Origin of the sequence: Pseudoalteromonas sp. BSi20311, from assembly GCF_000239875.1 — a bacterium.
Lineage (GTDB): Bacteria > Pseudomonadota > Gammaproteobacteria > Enterobacterales > Alteromonadaceae > Pseudoalteromonas.
Genome location: NZ_BADU01000062.1, coordinates 1 through 18481 on the forward strand (window position 1 = coordinate 1; position 18481 = coordinate 18481).

General features: G+C 40.7%; 13 protein-coding genes and 1 riboswitch. Of the genes, 5 read left to right on the plus strand and 8 right to left on the minus strand.

The genetic code is table 11. From position 1 onward, the window contains the following. Positions 1-46: 46 nt before the first annotated feature. On the minus strand, positions 47-529 hold the full coding sequence (locus P20311_RS06465; RefSeq protein WP_008110899.1) for a winged helix-turn-helix transcriptional regulator: 483 nt from the start codon (positions 527-529) through the stop codon (positions 47-49). 169 nt (positions 530-698) lie between these two features. Between P20311_RS06465 and putA the strand changes: the two genes are divergently transcribed. Both putA and P20311_RS06475 read left to right on the plus strand, forming a co-directional pair. Beyond that, positions 699-4502 (plus strand): bifunctional proline dehydrogenase/L-glutamate gamma-semialdehyde dehydrogenase PutA, encoded by a 3804-nt coding sequence (putA, locus tag P20311_RS06470; RefSeq protein WP_008110901.1) that lies wholly within the window; start codon positions 699-701, stop codon positions 4500-4502. Positions 4503-4611: 109 nt separating this feature from the next. Then, complete coding sequence (locus P20311_RS06475) at positions 4612-5808, plus strand: HD-GYP domain-containing protein (RefSeq protein WP_036984936.1); 1197 nt, start codon at positions 4612-4614, stop codon at positions 5806-5808. 7 nt (positions 5809-5815) lie between these two features. Here P20311_RS06475 and P20311_RS06480 read toward each other — a convergent pair whose 3' ends face one another. The 6 genes from P20311_RS06480 to P20311_RS06505 all read right to left on the minus strand — a co-directional run bounded on the left by P20311_RS06480 (position 5816) and on the right by P20311_RS06505 (position 11233). Next, on the minus strand, positions 5816-6841 hold the full coding sequence (locus P20311_RS06480) for a general secretion pathway protein GspB (RefSeq protein ID WP_008110904.1): 1026 nt from the start codon (positions 6839-6841) through the stop codon (positions 5816-5818). Between the two features lie 11 nt (positions 6842-6852). Continuing rightward, entirely contained in the window at positions 6853-7770 is a 918-nt protein-coding gene (locus P20311_RS06485) for an ExeA family protein (protein ID WP_008110906.1), read from the minus strand. Positions 7771-7924: 154 nt separating this feature from the next. Next, entirely contained in the window at positions 7925-8440 is a 516-nt protein-coding gene (locus P20311_RS06490; RefSeq protein WP_008110907.1) for a DUF1566 domain-containing protein, read from the minus strand. A gap of 9 nt (positions 8441-8449) precedes the next feature. Next, positions 8450-10093 (minus strand): DUF1566 domain-containing protein, encoded by a 1644-nt coding sequence (locus P20311_RS06495; RefSeq protein WP_008110909.1) that lies wholly within the window; start codon positions 10091-10093, stop codon positions 8450-8452. 67 nt (positions 10094-10160) lie between these two features. Continuing rightward, positions 10161-10493, minus strand: a complete 333-nt coding sequence (locus tag P20311_RS06500; protein WP_008110910.1) for a hypothetical protein — start codon at positions 10491-10493, stop codon at positions 10161-10163. A 35-nt stretch (positions 10494-10528) separates the two neighbouring features. Beyond that, a complete protein-coding gene (locus P20311_RS06505) occupies positions 10529-11233 on the minus strand; it encodes a DUF2982 domain-containing protein (RefSeq protein WP_008110912.1) in 705 nt (234 codons plus the stop codon). 247 nt (positions 11234-11480) lie between these two features. Between P20311_RS06505 and P20311_RS06510 the strand changes: the two genes are divergently transcribed. From P20311_RS06510 to msrA, 3 genes are all read left to right on the plus strand, one after another. Continuing rightward, entirely contained in the window at positions 11481-12533 is a 1053-nt protein-coding gene (locus P20311_RS06510; protein WP_008110914.1) for an efflux RND transporter periplasmic adaptor subunit, read from the plus strand. A 3-nt stretch (positions 12534-12536) separates the two neighbouring features. Next, positions 12537-15635: an efflux RND transporter permease subunit gene (locus tag P20311_RS06515; RefSeq protein WP_008110916.1), complete on the plus strand. Its 3099-nt coding sequence runs from the start codon at positions 12537-12539 to the stop codon at positions 15633-15635. A 76-nt stretch (positions 15636-15711) separates the two neighbouring features. Continuing rightward, entirely contained in the window at positions 15712-16248 is a 537-nt protein-coding gene (gene msrA, locus P20311_RS06520) for a peptide-methionine (S)-S-oxide reductase MsrA (RefSeq protein WP_008110918.1), read from the plus strand. A 74-nt stretch (positions 16249-16322) separates the two neighbouring features. On the opposite strand, the gene P20311_RS06525 is transcribed toward msrA, so the two are convergent. Beyond that, complete coding sequence (locus tag P20311_RS06525) at positions 16323-18170, minus strand: TonB-dependent receptor domain-containing protein (RefSeq protein ID WP_008110921.1); 1848 nt, start codon at positions 18168-18170, stop codon at positions 16323-16325. Positions 18171-18206: 36 nt separating this feature from the next. After that, positions 18207-18372: riboswitch (cobalamin riboswitch) on the minus strand. Positions 18373-18481 lie beyond the last annotated feature (109 nt).

Consider the following 18481-nt stretch of genomic DNA (forward strand, 5'->3'; position numbering starts at 1 on the left):
CTTTTTTTATGCCTGCTATAGTTTATTTTTAATAAAATACTCTGCATTACATATCTAAACGCAGTCCAGTATCTTGTTTGATTTTTTCTATCACCATGTACGTGTGATGGGTTCCGACTCCTGGGATATCAACCAAATCACCTAATACTTCTCTGTATTCGTCCATGTTGGAAACGCGAATTTTTAATAAGTAGTCATAGCCACCGGCTACCATATCACATTCAACAACCTGCTTAATTTTAAGAATATGCTCACGAAATACTTTAAATACCGCTGTATTTGAGGTAACTAACGATACCTGTACGTGGGCCACTAAGCTTTGGTTAAGTTTTTCCTCACTTAGCTTGGCGAAGTAACCCTCAATATAGCCCTCTTGCTCTAAACGTTTAACCCTATCTAAACAGGGACTGGGGCTTAAATTAACCTGCTTTGCGAGGTTAACATTTGAAATTCTACCATTGCGCTGCAAAACGTCTAAAATTGATATATCGATACGATCAAGCAGGCGTAATCTATTCGGATTAGTCATATCAGTATTTTATATGGATAAGTTAATAATATGCCCTGTAAATTATCGTAAAACGGCAAAATTAACCAGCATATTCTGCTGGATTTTAATTAGAATGCACGCTTTACACCAACAACATTTAGCGATAATTAACAATTATCCTAAGTCTTAACACTCCTGAGGGTTGCTTATGTTATTCAATGGCGATTTAACAACGACTTGTCCGATCAGACAAAAGATCCGTGACTTTTACCGTATTGATGAAAATGCGGTTATTGATCACATTTTACCACTTGCAGAAGTCGGTGTTAAAGCACGAAGCCGTGCATGGGAAAGAGCTCGCCAAATAGTTTTAAACATTCGTAAAGACCAAGATGGTCAAAGCGGTGTTGATGCGCTATTAAATGAATTTTCACTATCGAGTGAAGAAGGTGTGGTATTAATGTGTTTAGCCGAAGCACTGCTTCGCGTTCCTGATAAAGCAACTCAAGAAACATTAATACGTGATAAATTAGCAAATGGCGATTGGAGCTCTCACTTAGGTAGTAGTGATTCTTTATTCGTTAATGCCTCGTCTTGGGGATTATTAGTAACCGGTAAAATGGTTAACTATAACGACAAAACCAAAGAGCAGCAGTTTGGCATACTTAAAAAAACAATTGGTCGTTTAGGCGAGCCTGTTATCCGTAAATCTGTTAACTTCGCGATGAAGATAATGGGTAAGCAATTCGTAATGGGTCGTACCATTAACGAAGCAATTGAGCGCGCTGCTGAAAAAGAGCAAAAAGGCTATGTATATTCATACGATATGCTAGGTGAAGGCGCTCGCACAATGAAAGACGCTAAGCGTTACTTTGATAGCTACATGAATGCGATTCATGCTATCGGTAAAGCGGCGAATGGTCGTGGCCCGATTAAAAGCCCGGGTATTTCTGTAAAGTTATCGGCTATTCATCCGCGTTATGAGTTCACTCATAAAGAACGCGTAATGGAAGAAATCGTTCCAAAACTAAAAGAACTTGCACTTGCCGCTAAAAAATACGACATCGGGTTTACTGTTGATGCTGAAGAAGCAGACCGTTTAGATATTTCACTCGATGTAATTGAAGCGGTATTTAGCGATGACGACCTTGGCGATTGGCAAGGGTTTGGCTTAGCGGTTCAGGCTTATCAAAAACGCGCTATTTTTGTAATTGAATGGTTAACAGACCTAGCAACCCGCGTGGGTCGCAGAATGATGGTGCGTTTAGTAAAAGGCGCATACTGGGATACCGAAATCAAAACCACACAACAAGATGGTTTAGATTTTTTCCCGGTGTTTACGCGTAAAGCAACCACAGATGTGTCATACAAAGCGTGTGCGATTAAAATGCTTGAAGCACGTGATGTACTTTACCCGCAATTTGCAACACACAACGCCTATACTGCTGCGACTATTTTAGAAGTAGCGAAAGGTGATAACCAGGGTTTTGAATTCCAACGTTTGCACGGTATGGGTGAATCTTTATTTGACCAAATCGTTAATGAAGAAAAAATTCAGTGTCGTGTATATGCTCCGGTAGGCCAACACGAAGACCTGCTTGCTTACCTTGTTCGTCGTTTACTAGAAAATGGCGCTAACTCATCATTTGTAAATGCCATTGTAGATACCACTCAACCGGTTGAAGCATTATTACCAGATCCTGTTGAAACGCTGCAAGGTTTACGTAATAAGTACAACACGCAAATAAAAATGCCAATTGATTTATACGGTGAAGAACGTGCCAACTCAAAAGGTATGGATTTAACTGATATTAACGTGATCACCCCGTTTAAAGAAAATTTAGACACTTGGTTTGAAGAGCACTTAATTGAAGAAAGCCAAGTACCTGAGGGTGCGCTGGCAGTTAAAAATCCAGCAAACCATAAAGAAATTATTGGCCATATTAAATTACAAAATAGCGATGAAATGAAAGTGTTGCTAGCCAACGCTGAAACCGCATTTGAATCATGGTCGCAAACACCTGTAAAAGAGCGCGCTAATTTATTGCGTCGCGTTGCTGATATCTTAGAACGTCATCATGATGAACTTGTGGCTATCTGTATTAAAGAAGCAGGTAAAGTAGCACAAGATGGTATTGATGAAGTACGTGAAGCGGTTGATTTTTGTCGTTACTACGCAGCCCGTGCTGAAGAGCTTGCGCAAGATGAGCGCTTTGAAGCCCGTGGTGTTATTTTATGTATTAGCCCATGGAATTTCCCGCTAGCGATTTTCTTGGGTCAAGTTGCAGCGGCCATTGTTACGGGTAACACAGTAATTGCAAAACCAGCAGAACAGACGAGCTTAATCGCTCTTCGCGCCATTGAACTAATGCTTTCTGTTGGTTTACCTGAGCACGTTGTACAGCCTGTGATTGCTCGCGGTAGCGAAGTAGGCAAAACCATTGTGCCAGATGAGCGCATTCAAGCCGTTATGTTTACAGGTTCAACTGAAACGGGCACGCTTATCTCGCAAACATTAGCGGCACGTAACGATATTCAGGTGCCTTTAATTGCAGAAACTGGTGGTCAAAACTGTATGATTGTTGACTCAACAGCGCTCCCTGAGCAAGTTGTTGATGATGTTATCAGTTCTGGTTTCCAAAGTGCCGGTCAACGTTGTTCAGCATTACGCGTGCTATTTATTCAAGAAGATGTAGCCGATGGCATTATCGACATGCTTAAAGGCGCACTTGCTGAGTTGCATATTGGCGACCCATCACTACTCTCTACCGACGTAGGCCCTGTAATTGATGAAAAAGCGCTGAAAACACTTAATGATCATGTTGAATACCTAAAAGGTAATGCAACACTTCACTACGAGTGTAAAATTCCTGATAACAGCGAAAATGGCGCATTTTTCTTTGCACCACGTTTATACGAAATCAAAGACTTATCGGTATTAAAACGTGAAGTATTTGGCCCGTGTGTACATGTGATTCGCTTTAAAGCGAGTGAGCTTGATAGTGTTGTCGACCAAATTAACAACACCGGCTACGGCTTAACAATGGGTATTCACTCTCGTATCGAAGAGCGCTGTGAACACTTAGCTAAAATGTCGCGCGCAGGTAATGTATACGTGAACCGTAATATGATTGGTGCAATTGTTGGTGTACAACCGTTTGGTGGCCGAGGACTATCAGGTACTGGCCCTAAAGCGGGTGGACCAAACTACCTACAACGCTTAATAAAAGAAAAAGCATCGCCAGATAACGTGCAAATGACCAACCTAACGCCAGATGAGCTTGATTTACACCACTACAGTGGCGCAAATGAGCAAGTAGAAAAGCTGATGGTTAACTCTATGCGCGATGAAAAAATTTGGCGTGCGACACCACTTAACGACCGTGTCTCTGCGGTACGTCAATTATTAGCGAAAGTAGCAACCGTTGAAATTATTGACGACCTTGCAGACGATTTAGCGTTAACACTTGCAGATGCTCGCGCTCAGTTAAACCGCTTAGAAAAGCACATGCGCAAATATACAACCTTACCAGGGCCAACAGGTGAGTCGAACACACTTCACCTTGAAGCACGCGGCTGTGTAGTATGTTACGCAGATAAAAGCACCTCATTTAACTTTTGGGCACTATCAATCATTACCGCACTTGCTGCTGGTAACACAGTAATAACGGTAGCATCTGAAATATTTTATGATGAAGCCGTTGCTTTTAGAGATAAGTTTATTGCAACCGGCGTTGCTGAAGGTGTTTTCCAAGTAGCTAAACCAAATCAGTTACAAGCGATATTGGCGCATCCTCACCTAGCCGGTGCGGTAGTTGCTGCACGTTCTTCTCGCTTAGGCTACTTCAGCCAACAGCTTGCACAACGTAAAGGCGCTATACTGCCAGTGATCAGCTCTGAGTATTACGACACGCTAATTAAGCGCTTAATTACTGAAAAAACCATCAGTATAGATACAACGGCATCAGGCGGTAATACCTCGTTAATGACACTTGTTGAAGATGATGAATAGCAATTAATGCATTAATCTAAATAAAGGCATCTATTTGATGCCTTTTTTATTTCTAAATGTGAATTTCTTTGTTACTTTCTCTAACAATACTTGTTAACTAGAGTTCACTTTGAAAACCATTCCTACCTCACAGCTAAAGCCCGGCATGTTTGTACAAAAAGTTATTAAACAAACCGGCAGCATTAGAATAAAAAACCAAGGCTGGGTTAAAACTCAAACAGGAATTGATAAGTTAATAAAAGCAGGGATTTTAGAAGTTGAAATCGATCCTGATAAAATGCTCACATCTGAAGAGCCCGAACAACAACCAATTTCAACCGCTAAGCACGAAATCAAAAAGCGCGACCCTTGGTTAATAACCCACAGTGCTGAGCAAGAGATGGGGAAAGCCAAAAAGCTTTACGATGAAGCAAAAAACCTACAAACCAAAGCATTTGGCGATATAGAGTCTGGCCGCACTGTTGATGTTGCGCCTTTTAAAGAACTGGCTAGTGGATTTATAGACTCCGTATTTAGAAACCAAGATGCACTGGCATGTATTACCCAAATGCGCCAAAAAGATGCCTACTTACTAGAGCACTCGATAAATGTCTCTATTTTGATGAGTATTTTTGCAAAACATCTCGATATTGAAAAACCAATCATTGAAGAACTTGCCACAGGTGCCCTATTACACGATATGGGAAAGATAAAAATACCTGACGTAATTCTTAACAAGCCTGGTCGCTACAGTGATGAAGAATTCAAAGTGATGCAAAACCATGCTCGCTTTAGCAAAGAAATATTAGAAGACGCAGGGTTAACGGGAATTGCCGTTGATATCGCAGGTATGCACCATGAGCGCTTAGATGGCAAAGGCTACCCCTTTGGTAAAAAGGGCGATGAAATAAGCCAGTACGTTCGTATGGCCTCTATTGTTGATGTTTATGATGCATTAACCGCTGAACGCGTTTACAAAGCGGGTATGGAGCCTATTAGGGCGTTTAAAATATTAAAACAAGGTTGCCCAGATAGCTTTGATGGCGCACTGCTGAATAAGTTTATTCAATGCATTGGTATTCACCCAGTAGGCACACTGGTAAAACTTTCCAGCCAAAAAGTGGGACTCGTTACCCAAAGCAATCCAGCTACGCCATTAAAACCGGTAGTAAAAACGTTTTTCAATGCAAAACATGGGCATTACACTGAAGTTAAAGATGTTGATTTATCAAATAAAAGAACGCAAGACACACTTGAGTCAGCAGTAAAACCCAAAGAATATAATATAGATTTAGAGAGCTTTTATAGGCACTCTATCTTTAGTTAATTGGCCACTATTGTGGCCAATCTTGCAGCGCTTTTAAGCTAAACTCATAACCATCAAAGTCAAGTACGCTCTGATCAGGCGCTATTTCTAGCACCTTCAACGCACCGATAGACTCCCCTTCATATAACTCTCTACCATTGAGCTTTATCCAGCGTTTATCTGCCGTTGAAGAATAAATATGCGCCTGATACTTAATACTAGGTAACATACTTTGCAGGCCATCAGGCAGTAGCTCAACAGGTTGTACTCGTGATGAAAGACGAGAGCCTTGGGTTACTTCGTAGTCGGCTGCTTTCTCTGTGTTATTCACCGCTTGCGCAAACGCATTTTTAAGCGTGTCGGGAACAGCATCAAGTTCACTAGGCGATGATGGCCGTTGCTCGGGTACAGTTTGATTCAGCGGCTTGCCTAACACTTTATATTTACTCAGCTCATCGGCACTGAGTGTTCTTTTCGCTGTTTGAGTTTGCACACTTTGCGGTTGATTACTCGGTTGAAAGCTAGGTGATACGTTATTCTGCGTCGAATAATTTTGCGTTTGCATTTGAGGCGATTGAGCAGTGCTCATTGACAAATACTGGCCTTGTGGCGTAAGCAACATTTGCTGCACACCGGTTGGAGTTTGAACATAAACTAGCTGCCCTGCTATTGTTGGCGTACTGTTAGGCACAGCCGTTTGGCTTAGCTCTGGAGACGTTACTTCTGCAGAACTAACCGTTTCTAAGGCTTTTTCTTTACTTGAAGGCGTTTCTTTTAACATCTCAGACTTTTTTTGCACGAGAGTAGTTTGAGAAATTTCATTCTGTGCATGGCTATTGTTTATCGCTGCATTTTCTTGCTGTAACCATTTACCGACAAAAAAGCCACTAACCAGTATACCCACGGCAACTAGACTACCTGCGAGTAAAAAGCTAATTCGGCGATAGGTCAACAATTGACGTTGTTGTTTTAATTGTTGCGCTTGCAAGTCATACTGCTCTGCGCTCATAGTTTCGTGTTTTGATTGCTTTAACGCATCTAATAAATAAGACATGAACCACCTAACTAAAAAATAAAAGACAGGCCAATCCCTGCACCAAAAAGCGTTAACACTGCAGCACTATAAGGCCAAATCGAACTCGTTTTTCTGGGCTTATTATTTGTTGCAATAAAGTCGATAGGTAAAGATTCACTTGCTGCTTGTTTAATAATGTCGCTATCAACAAGCTCTTGCTGCTTGGAAAAAGCGCCTACTAATGCACGTTCACAAACAAGGTTCATTAACCGTGGTACACCACCTGTCAGTTGATGCACCATCTGCATAGCATCCATAGAAAATACTTTCTTATCACAACCCGCTATATGTAATCGGTGTTGAATATAGGCAATAGTCTGCCCTGGTGTTAATGCTAATAAGTGGTATCTAGCGGTAATTCGCTGTGCTAGCTGTCTTAACTCATTTCGCTTTAGAAGTACCTGTAACTCAGGCTGCCCTACTAATACTATTTGTAGTAATTTTTTATGGTCGGTTTCAATATTGGTTAATAAGCGCAATTGTTCAAGCACATCGGGGGCAAGCAACTGTGCTTCATCAATAATTAAAATAGTATGACCACCCGCTTTATTATTAAACTCAAGGTGCTTTTTAATGACATCCGTTAAACTTTTCAATGTGGCATTTTGGGCATCGTAAGTAATTTGTAGTTCGTCACAAATACTAGCCAGTAATTCTAACTCTGATAAAGCGGGGTTGTGGATCATGGCGACTTGGGTGTTTTCAGGCAACCGCTCTAGCATACTACGTGTTATGGTGGTTTTACCTGTCCCTACCTCACCAGTTAACAACACAAAGCCACCATCTTCACCTAGCCCATAGGTAAGATGTGCTAAGGCTTCTTTGTGGCGCTCACTTAAAAATAAGTAATGAGGGTTCGGCGAAATTGAAAATGGCTTTTCTTGTAAACCAAAATAGCTTAAGTACACCTTTATAGTCCTTGGTCATTAATTCACGGCCTATAATGGCAAAAAAATAGCCTGGGTGACAACTACAACCAAGCTTTATTATTAAAATAGTGTAAATAACTAGAGCTTAGATTAAATAACCTCAGCTCTAGTGGCTACAAGCTATCTCATTTGATTACTTTTCATAGCGTACAAGCCGTAAATACACGTTACTTGTTTTTGCATGTAAGCTATTTAAACCACTGGCAAATTGATAAACCCATGCCGAATTCATATTGCTAATACCTGAAGTATTAGACCAGTAATTTTGCGACTGCGTTGCTAAAAACACACCTACATTTATGCTTGGCTCCGTACAACGGTGATCAACAATACTGGCCAACTCTTTAATACTTGGTACTTGCCAGTCGTTATAACCTGCCGAAGTGTCGTTAAATGCTCCTTTGAGTGACGCCTGCCAATTTAGTGGCTGTGTATCACCGTCACAGCGATTTGTTTCACTATTATAAACTTGACCATAATTACAACGCTGCCACATTAACCCCGTTTTAGTGTCTGATACAGTGCCATCAATATTAATCACAAATCTATCTGTGTCATCGCTAGTTGCAACTTCCTGATAACACTGCTGCGCTGCAAGTGATGAGCTCAATCCCAAAGTGAACAACATAAAAACTTTAATTAATTTCATAATAATCCCCTAACGGTTTCTAACTAAGCGCACGTAAGCGACATTATCTTTGGGGTAAGCTAAATCGTTGCCATCCACCATATCGATAGTATAAGCCTGAGATAAACTGCTGCCATCAACCGCGGTTTGTGAAGTCCAGTAACGTAAATGTTCTAAAATATTGCTGGGTGGTGTATTAGGGAAAAAAGCAGTATCTATTAATATATTTTGCCCTTGTTTACCGTAATCAATTAAACCTAAAAGTTCAGTATAAGTGGGTAAACGCCAGTTACTACCACCACAAAAATCAAGGGCGTTAACCTCATCTATATAGGTTTGCAATCCGCAATTTCTATTACTTGGGCACGTGGTGTTAGCACTACCCGTTACATCGCCACTATTGACAGTCCCTTGCCAAATATAACGGTTTTGTCCATCACGCAACGAAGTATTTGGTAACACACCGGAATAGGGACTTTTTACTTCCCAAACAAGACCGGTTGTATTATCGCGAATGCAGCTAAAGTTTTGTGCGTCATCTAACAACTCATCAGCGAACTCATTAAGTTTGGTGTAATCAAAAGCCAGATTACCTTTACCCACTTTACCTAACCGATTTGCAAAACTATCTCTGCCAAGATCAGCATCTTGAGCTGGAAACTCATCATTATTACAATTAATACGTTGAGTATTGTTATAACACTCTCCAACCCCAGTGTCGTTTATTAATCCAAGCGCTTTGGGAGTTATATCAACAAATACTGTATCTGTGTCAGTCCGTCCTTTTAAGTCCATAACTTGCACTTCAAAACTAAGGGTTGCGTTTAAATCAATGTCAGAAGCAAAAAAGTTGGCTTTACATGACTGTGAGTCGGTTAAAGTTTCACTATTTCCGGTAAGTTGTTGCCACCTACACTGATAAGACTGAGTTGCCGCCTCACTAGCAGTGGCATCTAAAATCACTTTATCAAACTCTTCTACAGTTTGATCAGCTCCCGCATTGGCAATAATGACCTGTGCTGTTTTATTAAGAGTCATATCGAATTGTGATGCAGATACTCCGCCTTCATCATCAGTTACGGTGAGTTGCCATTTTAAGTTGGTGTTATTTTCTAATAATGGATGGGTGAAACTTAGGGTTGAATTGGTGTAGCTATCTATTGTTAAATCAGGCCCAGACAATAGTTGCCAAAGGTAACGACTAATTTCGCCATTTTCATCAGGATCTGTGGAAGCTAAACCACTTAAGGTTACAGTATCATTATAAACTGAGGGTAAGTTGTCAGGGGCAACTTGAGTAACAACAGCAACTGGAAGCTGGTTATTAGAGGCAATAAAAACACTCAAATCGTCATTGACTAAACTGCCATCTGACGTTTGATAGCTCACTCTTAAGACCAATTCACTATCAGACTTTACATCTGGCGCAGTAATGGTTTGTTCAGCCCCTTCAAGCGGAAAAACATCTATAATGGGGCCGCTCACACGTTGCCAAGTAAATGTACCGTCTGCGGGTGAGCCTTTCGCAGAAATAGTAAAGTCTGATTTTTCTACAACTTGAAGGTCGTTACCTGCAAATACTGACGTTTTAATATCGCTGTTATCACTACCACCTCCTCCACATGCCGCTAAAAGCAAACATGACATAAGGGGTATTAACGAAATGGCTCTCATACTTAGCACCTTTGTATCCTAAAATTATCCAATAAGACAATCTAGCAATAAAAGTGCCAGTGTAGTGTTATAAATAGCTATCTTGATGAATACGGACAAATAACTTAGTGCCAACTTTACTGTAATCTACTTTGTACTCGCGGCCATCTAAGGATTGGATAAACAACAACTGCTTTTCTTCACTAAATACATCAGCACTAGAAATATAAACTATATCTAGGTAACGCTCTTTTGCATCTCGGCGGTTTTTTGGCAGCTCTTCTTTAAATGGTTCAAGACCATTTCCTGTTACTTTGATTCGAGGGTGATTGTCACCATTAACAATCACTAAATCTAGCTTTTTATCTTTATGTATAATGGTATTTCGACCACTTTTAATGAAAGATCTGTCTTGGCTCATAGTTATTCCTAATTCCGCAGAGAGTCGTTATATTATTATTCACACTGCGACTTTATAAACTGAGAAGGATCACGCTTCCATTTATTTAAATTTGCGCTAAATTCCCAAATATCACTTTCTATTACACTTGCAGGTAATAGTAAGTCATACCCTGTTAAAAGCTGAAGATGCTTAGCCCTATTAGCAAACATAGCTATAAGTCCATTATAGTCAATTCCTTTTTTTGACCTATATTTATTATCTTCAACTAACCATTCTGATGGGCAATGCCCATTCTTGCAATTTTTTTGAACAACTTGCATAAAAAAGTGCCGCTGCTCTATTAGTAGTTTACCCGCCATTCTTGGAGCTAAAGCAGCTAAAAATGTATCTACATCGTTAAGTTTAATACCAATCGCGTTAAGCTCAAGGTGATCAATACCATTATCAACTTTAGGAATACCACAATGGTGCATGTTTTCTTGGTTTAAAGTCCACTGCCCGTACTTATGCTGATATGTTAATTGCTGCTCAGTTAAAATAATACTATAAAAAGGTTCTTGTGTTTTAAAAAAACCTATTAAAATTGCTGCAATACATAAACTTACTAAAAAAATTTCAATAATACTGATTTCACCTGGGCGCAATAAATTGAATAGCATGATAAAAATTAAACCAATACTCCCTACTACCAGTATTTCAATCCCATTTTTAGCGCCTTGCGCTCGGTATTTGAGTGTTTGTTTTTTTATATTAGCCATACTGAAAAAACGCCATATAAAATATAAACATAATAATAGCCCACAAGACTAACTTTCTCAGTGTTAAACAACGTTTGCATGATGTTTTGAAGTTCACCAATTAACTCCTATAATCATTTATCTCACTACACAATTAATAAGTATTATTTATTTTTACGCCTAACGCACAAATTAATGAGACACATAACCGCCTTTTTTTGTCCTGATTTCGTACAATACTTATAATTAATTTTCAGGTATGAAAACAATGCACTCAAGACAATCAGGTAAAGCCCTATTTCCATTTATTATTTCGTTACTATTAATTTTTAGTGTTTATTTATACTTGCCCGCATCACAAGGCGAGCAAGCTGATTACTCAGCAATGGCAACGCAAGTATCTGCACACACTGTAGAGTCGCAAGAAAATGCTATTATGATTGAAGCCATCGGTAGTGCCAGAGCTAATCAGGCTATCTATATTAAAAGCGCACAAAACGATTATGTTACCAACATTTACTTCGAAGACGGCGACTTGGTCAGCAAAGGGCAAAAATTAGTGCAACTGCAAAACCAACAAGAACAATTTGCAGTAAAAGAACTTAGCATTAATTTACAAGAAGAAAAACGCCAACTAACCAAACTTACTGAACTTTCTCGCTCACAAGCGACTGCCAAGTCATTACTTGAAGAACAACTAGCCCGCGTTGATGCCAGCGAAGCACAACTAGAAAGTGCCAAAACCAAACTTAATGAAATGGCTATTACCGCCCCTTTCTCAGGGCTATTGGGCAAACGTGAAATCTCAGTAGGTGCTTATGTTAATAACAGCACGGTAATTACAACCTTAGATGATATCAGTATCATAAAAGTTGATTTTAAAGTGCCTGAAAAATATTTAGCTCAACTGAAAAACGGAATGACGGTTCGCACTCAAAACGATGCTTACCCTGATCAAACCTTCAGCGGAAAAGTAACCCATATAAGCTCACGTATCGATTCAATCACTCGCAGCATAGAAGTAACGGCAAGTTTTGCCAATAAATCGGGTTTACTGCGTCCAGGTATGCTACTTAATACCGCACTAGAGCTAAGCAGCAATCAAGCGCTTATGGTTCCTGAAAAAGCCATTATTCCACTTCAAGATAAACACTATGTTTTTCAAATTGAAGATGGCATCGCAAAACGAATAGAAGTGCATGTTGCAAGTAGAAACAATGGCTGGGTTGCAATAGACAAAGGGCTAACTAATGGCGAGCAGATTGTTACCGAGGGAATTATTAAAATTCGCTCTGGTAGCAAAGTAAGCGTTAAGGGGTAACACGTGAAAATTACCGATACTAGCGTTAAACGCCCCGTTTTTGCGATTGTTATTAACTTACTCCTACTTACCTTTGGCCTAGTTGCTTTTAGCATGCTGCCACTGCGCGAGTACCCTGATATTGAAACGCCAATTGTAAATATTAGTACTGAATATACGGGTGCATCTGCAGAGATTATTGAAACCAAAATAACCCAAGTTATCGAAAACCGTATTTCGGGTATTGAGGGTATCAAAAGCATTAATTCATCGAGTCGTAATGGCCGCTCAAACATTACCATTGAGTTTAATATTAGCCGTGACATAGACGATGCCTCTAACGATGTGCGCGAACGTGTTGCGCGAGCACTTGATAGCCTACCAGAGCAAGTGCGCCCTCCTGAGGTATCAAAGTCAAACAGTGATGAAAGCCCTATTGCATGGTTTGTACTTAATAGTGAAACCATGGACTCGTTACAACTTTCTGATTATGCACAACGTTTTATTGTTGACCGTTTAGCTGTAGTTGATGGCGTATCGAATGTGCGTATTGGGGGTGAGCGAAAGTATGCCATGAAAGTATGGCTCAACCGCCAAGCAATGGCAGCCCGCGGCATTACCTCTAGTGATATAGAGCAAACACTGCGTAGTGAAAATGTAGAGCTTCCGGCGGGTGAAATTGAATCGGTAGACCGTGATTTTACTGTGCGTACCGCACGCAGTTACAAAAACCAACGCGATTTTCAAAACCTTGTTATTAAACGAGGTGAGGATGGCTATTTAGTGCGTCTAGGCGAAGTGGCTGACGTAAAATTAGAAGCCGCCGATGATGAAAGTTTATTCCGCGGAAATGGCCGTAATATGATAGGTATGGGTATTGTTAAGCAGGCCAAAGCCAATACCCTGACTGTGGTTGATAATGCTCGTAGTGAACTGGAAAAAATTAAGCGTAACTTACCAGAAGGCACCACCATAGAAGACAGTTACGACTCTTCAGTATTTATTAAGGAGTCAATTAACGAGGTATACAAAACCTTGGGGATTTCTATGGGACTTGTGGTGCTAATTATCTTTATATTTTTAGGGAATATTCGCGCCACACTCATTCCTGCGGTCACTGTACCGGTCGCCCTAGTCAGTAGTTTTATGTTTTTATTAGCAATGGGTTATTCAATTAACTTATTAACTCTACTAGCACTGGTATTAGCAATAGGCTTAGTGGTAGATGACGCCATTGTAATGCTAGAGAATATTCATCGGCGCATAGAGCTTGGGGAGCCGCCTTTATTAGCGGCTTATCGCGGCGCCCGCGAAGTGGGCTTTGCAATTATAGCCACCACCCTAGTGCTGATCTCTGTGTTTGTACCATTAGTGTTTATGGAAGGACGAATAGGCGCACTATTTACAGAGTTTGCAATGGCGGTGAGTGCTGCCGTGTTTTTCTCCAGCATTACTGCATTAACACTCTCTCCGGCATTGTGTTCAAAGGTGTTAAAGGCCTCTGAAAAAGAAAGTAGGTTTAGCCAAGTCATGGACCGCTTTTTTACTAAATTAGAAAATGGATACCGTAACGCTTTAGCGTCAAACATGACCAGAAAATGGGGCTTAATGCTGAGCTTAGTTTTGGCTGGGTTTGTTAGTTATTCATTATTTTTACAAATACCGTCTGAACTTACCCCTAAAGAAGACCGTGGCACTTTCTTTGTGCTTATGAATGGCCCTGAAGGCGCTAGTTATGAGAATAATGCCGCCAATATGGCAAAAATTGAAGAGCGCTTAATGCCTTACTCTGAATCTGGCGAACTAAGTAGAGTTTTAGTGCGAGTTCCTGGCTGGGGTGGCAGTGGTGGTGTAGCCATTGTTGGTATGGCGGATTGGGATAAACGCAAACGCTCAACTTGGGAAGTCATGGATGAAATAAGCGGTAAAATGCGAGAGGTCACCGATGTACGTGCTTTTGCAATTATGCGCCGTGGTATTGGAGGTGGTGGTTCATCACGACCAATAGAGTTTGTTTTACAAGGTAATGATTATGCTCAGCTAGCTGATTGGCGCGATAGAATTATTAAACGTGCTGAGAAAAACCCTGGATTAGTGCGAATTGACCATGATTATAAAGAAACCTTTCCACAATTCTTGGTGAGTATTGATAAAAATAAAGCTGCAGACTTAGGCGTATCAGTCTCAGATGTGGGGCGTACACTTGAAACCATGCTTGGTCAACGCCGAGTAACCACCTTTATTGACCGCGGTGAAGAATACGATGTAATCTTAAAGGGAACCAAAGAAGACTTTGCAAACCCAACTGATATTTCAAATATTTACCTTAAATCTCGTAGCAATGAACTCGTGCCACTCGATAGCCTAATAAGCTTAAAAGAAGAAGCTACCGCCTCGCGTTTAAACCGCTATAACCGTATGCGTGCAATTACCTTAAGTGCCAACCTAGCTGATGGTTACACACTAGAACAAGCACTAAACTTTTTAAACAATGTTGCCGCAGAGGAAAACGACATTGATGGTGCCATTGACTACAAAGGTGAGTCGCAGTTGTTTTATGAAGGTGCCTCAGCCATGACCTATGTGTTTGTGTTGGCATTGACCGTGACCTTTTTAGTGCTCGCTGCTCAGTTTGAAAGTTTTATGCACCCGTTTGTTATTATGCTTACCGTTCCGCTTGGGTTAATGGGCGCCATGTTTGGGCTATGGAGTATGGGCTTAACACTTAACATATACAGTCAAATAGGGATTGTGATGCTCATCGGGTTAAGCGCTAAAAACGGTATCCTGATCGTTGAATTTACCAACCAGTTACGTGATAAAGGCGTAGAATTTAGTGAAGCTATTTTGCAGGCCGCTACCCAGCGTTTACGTCCTATTATTATGACCTCACTGACCACAGTTATGAGCGCTGTGCCTTTGGTGTTGGCCTCAGGTCCTGGCTCAGAAAGCCGAATGGTTATTGGTGTGGTGGTATTTACCGGTGTGACAGTTGCCACCATACTGACTCTGTTTGTAGTACCTGCTGCTTATTATGCCTTAGCACGTAATACGCAATCACCAGAGTTTTTACAGCAAAAGCTGGATAAACAAGCAGCTGAAAAACCACTTAAAGAGATTTAGGTCACTCTGAGCGTCGTAATTAGCTGTTACGGCGCTATTTTCTGGTGCATATAACCATACAATTGAGGAAGTACTTATGAGTTCGACCACACAGGTAGCAACACTAGGCGGCGGCTGTTTTTGGTGTATTGACGCAGCATTTAGGCGTGTTAGAGGGGTACTCAGTGTATGTTCTGGTTACACAGGCGGGCACACTGATAACCCGACCTACAAAGCTATTTGCACAGGCAATAGCGGGCATGCCGAAGTGGTTAAGGTTGAGTTTGACGCCAGCATTATCAGCTTTGAAACCCTACTCGCGATGTTTTTCACTTTGCATGATGCTACCCAGTTAAACCGCCAAGGTAACGATATAGGCACTCAATACCGCAGCGTTGTGTATTACCATGATCAGCAACAACAATTACAAACACAGGCCGTTATTGCAGAGCTGCAGACTAATGTTAGCGAGCCTATAGTAACAGAGGTAAGCCCAGCAACCACTTTTTACCCTGCTGAAAGTTTTCACCAAGACTACTACAATGAAAACCCAGAACAAGGCTACTGTAGTATTTTAATTGCGCCTAAGTTGCACAAGTTTGAAACCGAATTTAGCGAATTTTTAAGTGAATAAAATGCTTTAAAGCGCTAACCAAATAGCCCAGCAATTTGCTGGGCTATTTGTTTTTCGGCAACTAATAGTGATAATTAAAACTGGTAATTTGCCCCCACAAAGAAAGTTCTTCCTGCGCTGTTATAACCTAATAGCTCACCACTGGCAGCAAACCCTGTTGCTGCAGTAAAATATTCTTTATCAGTAATATTTTCTATTCGAGCAGCTAACGATAAATTATCAAGCAACTGGTAATTGGCTGCTAAATTAAATACCGTATAGCCAGCGAGTTCAGAATCATAATACGCAATTGATGGACGCGATGAGCGATATTGCATATCTAAACTGGCATCAAAATCGCCCCATGATTTGGCGAGTTGATAATTAAACGACTCTGAAGGCCTGCGTGGTAAATCTGTATTCGTCTTTTCATCTGTAGCATCTAAAAAACTAACATTAACAGAGTGTTCAAAGCCTAACGCTGAAAACTCAGCCGACAATTCTATCCCCTGCATAGATACTTTATCTATGTTAGTTGCAATATATTTACCTGAGTCTGCATCATAATTATTACTAATTAAATTATTGATACGGTTATCGAAAATAGCAATATCATAACGCCCCCATTGAGTTTCTAGGGTAACACCAAACTCATTATTTAAGGCTTCCTCAGGCTTAATATTATTATTTGGTAGGTAATATGGGCTGTTAGTTACAAACGCATTAATTAAAGACGGCGCCCTAAATGCAGTGCCATGATTTAAACGTACCGTTACGTACTGATTGGCTTTATATCCAAGCCCAGTACTGTAAGTATTTGCACGGCCGTGGAAGTCATAATCATCGGTTCTGATAACCGCATTTGCTAACCATTGTTGATGACTATAAAACGCGCCTATAAACAACGCGTTGTTATCGCGTTTTTCTTCAGATGACGTTGCTGACGAGTTTGATAAATCCTCAGACAAATAATTAAAACCACCTGATAAATCAAGCTCTTGCGTTAGGCTATAAAGCCCTCGGTATTCAAACTCAACACGCTCTGTGCTATACACTTGCTGCACATCGGTGCCTGTTTGGGTATTTTCTTCTTGTGATACACTCAATGAAGTACTTTGGGTATATATTTCTGAGGCTTTTTTCCAACCTAGCTTAGCGGTGTAATTTTCAAAGTCGTAAGCATCGTTACCCCATGCGTTGTCATACTGCGCTTCACCTTCACTGTACTGAGACTGTAAGCTCAACTCACCTAGTTCAGCCAGTTCATACGCTAAATTAAAGCCAATGTTTTTATTTTTGTAGCCATCATCATCGTGATCTTTGGTGTATTCAGCCACAGGATCTTTGCCAGTAACATCAAAACCATCTGTCTCTTCGTAGCCTAGATTATAATTAAAGCTAAGCGCCTCTTTTACAAGCCCACCAGCAAGCTGATAATTACTGTAGCTATGGCTGCCTAAAGTAGCCGAAAGCGAGTTATTTGAGGCTTTACGGGTAATAATATTAATTACTCCGGCTACCGCATCAGAGCCATAAATAGCTGCTCTGGCACCTTTAATAACTTCAACACGCTCGATACTATTAACTGGAATATTCGTCAGCGATACACTACCTGAGCTTGCATCGCTCACTCTTACACCATCAACCAGTACTAAGGTATATTTAGCGCTGGCACCGCGAACAAATATATCTGCCTTTTGACCTAAACCGCCGTTACGGACAATATCAATCCCAGCTATGGTATTTAATATTGCAGGTAAATCTCGGTAATTCGCTTTTTCAATATCAGCGCGGTCGATAACTGCCACACTTGCTAATACATCATTTATAGGTTGTTCAAATTTATTTGCAGTAACGGTTATTCTTTCAATGGTTTGTTCTGCAGATGCAGAAAAAGACAGTGCAGCCGAAATAGCCACACCCAATGCAGTTTTATTTATCATGATGTTCCCTATCTCTGCCCACCGCAAAGATGTTAGTAAGTAAGATTACATCAAGGCCGGTCTCCGGACTCAGTTACCATAATAAAATACAGCATAACTTTACCGTTGCGGGGGCAGTGTTGGGATTGACTTCATCAATGAAAACGCACCAACTTCCCGATTATCCTACTAAAAAAATCACACCTTTGAAGTGTTTAGCAAGCACCTTGAAAATAGGCTGCTATTGTTATCTGTTTACTTAAAAATGTCAACGGACGTCTAAACATCTACAAGTTGGGTTGCGAGGTTCGGGGTTCGGGGGTTCGGGGTTC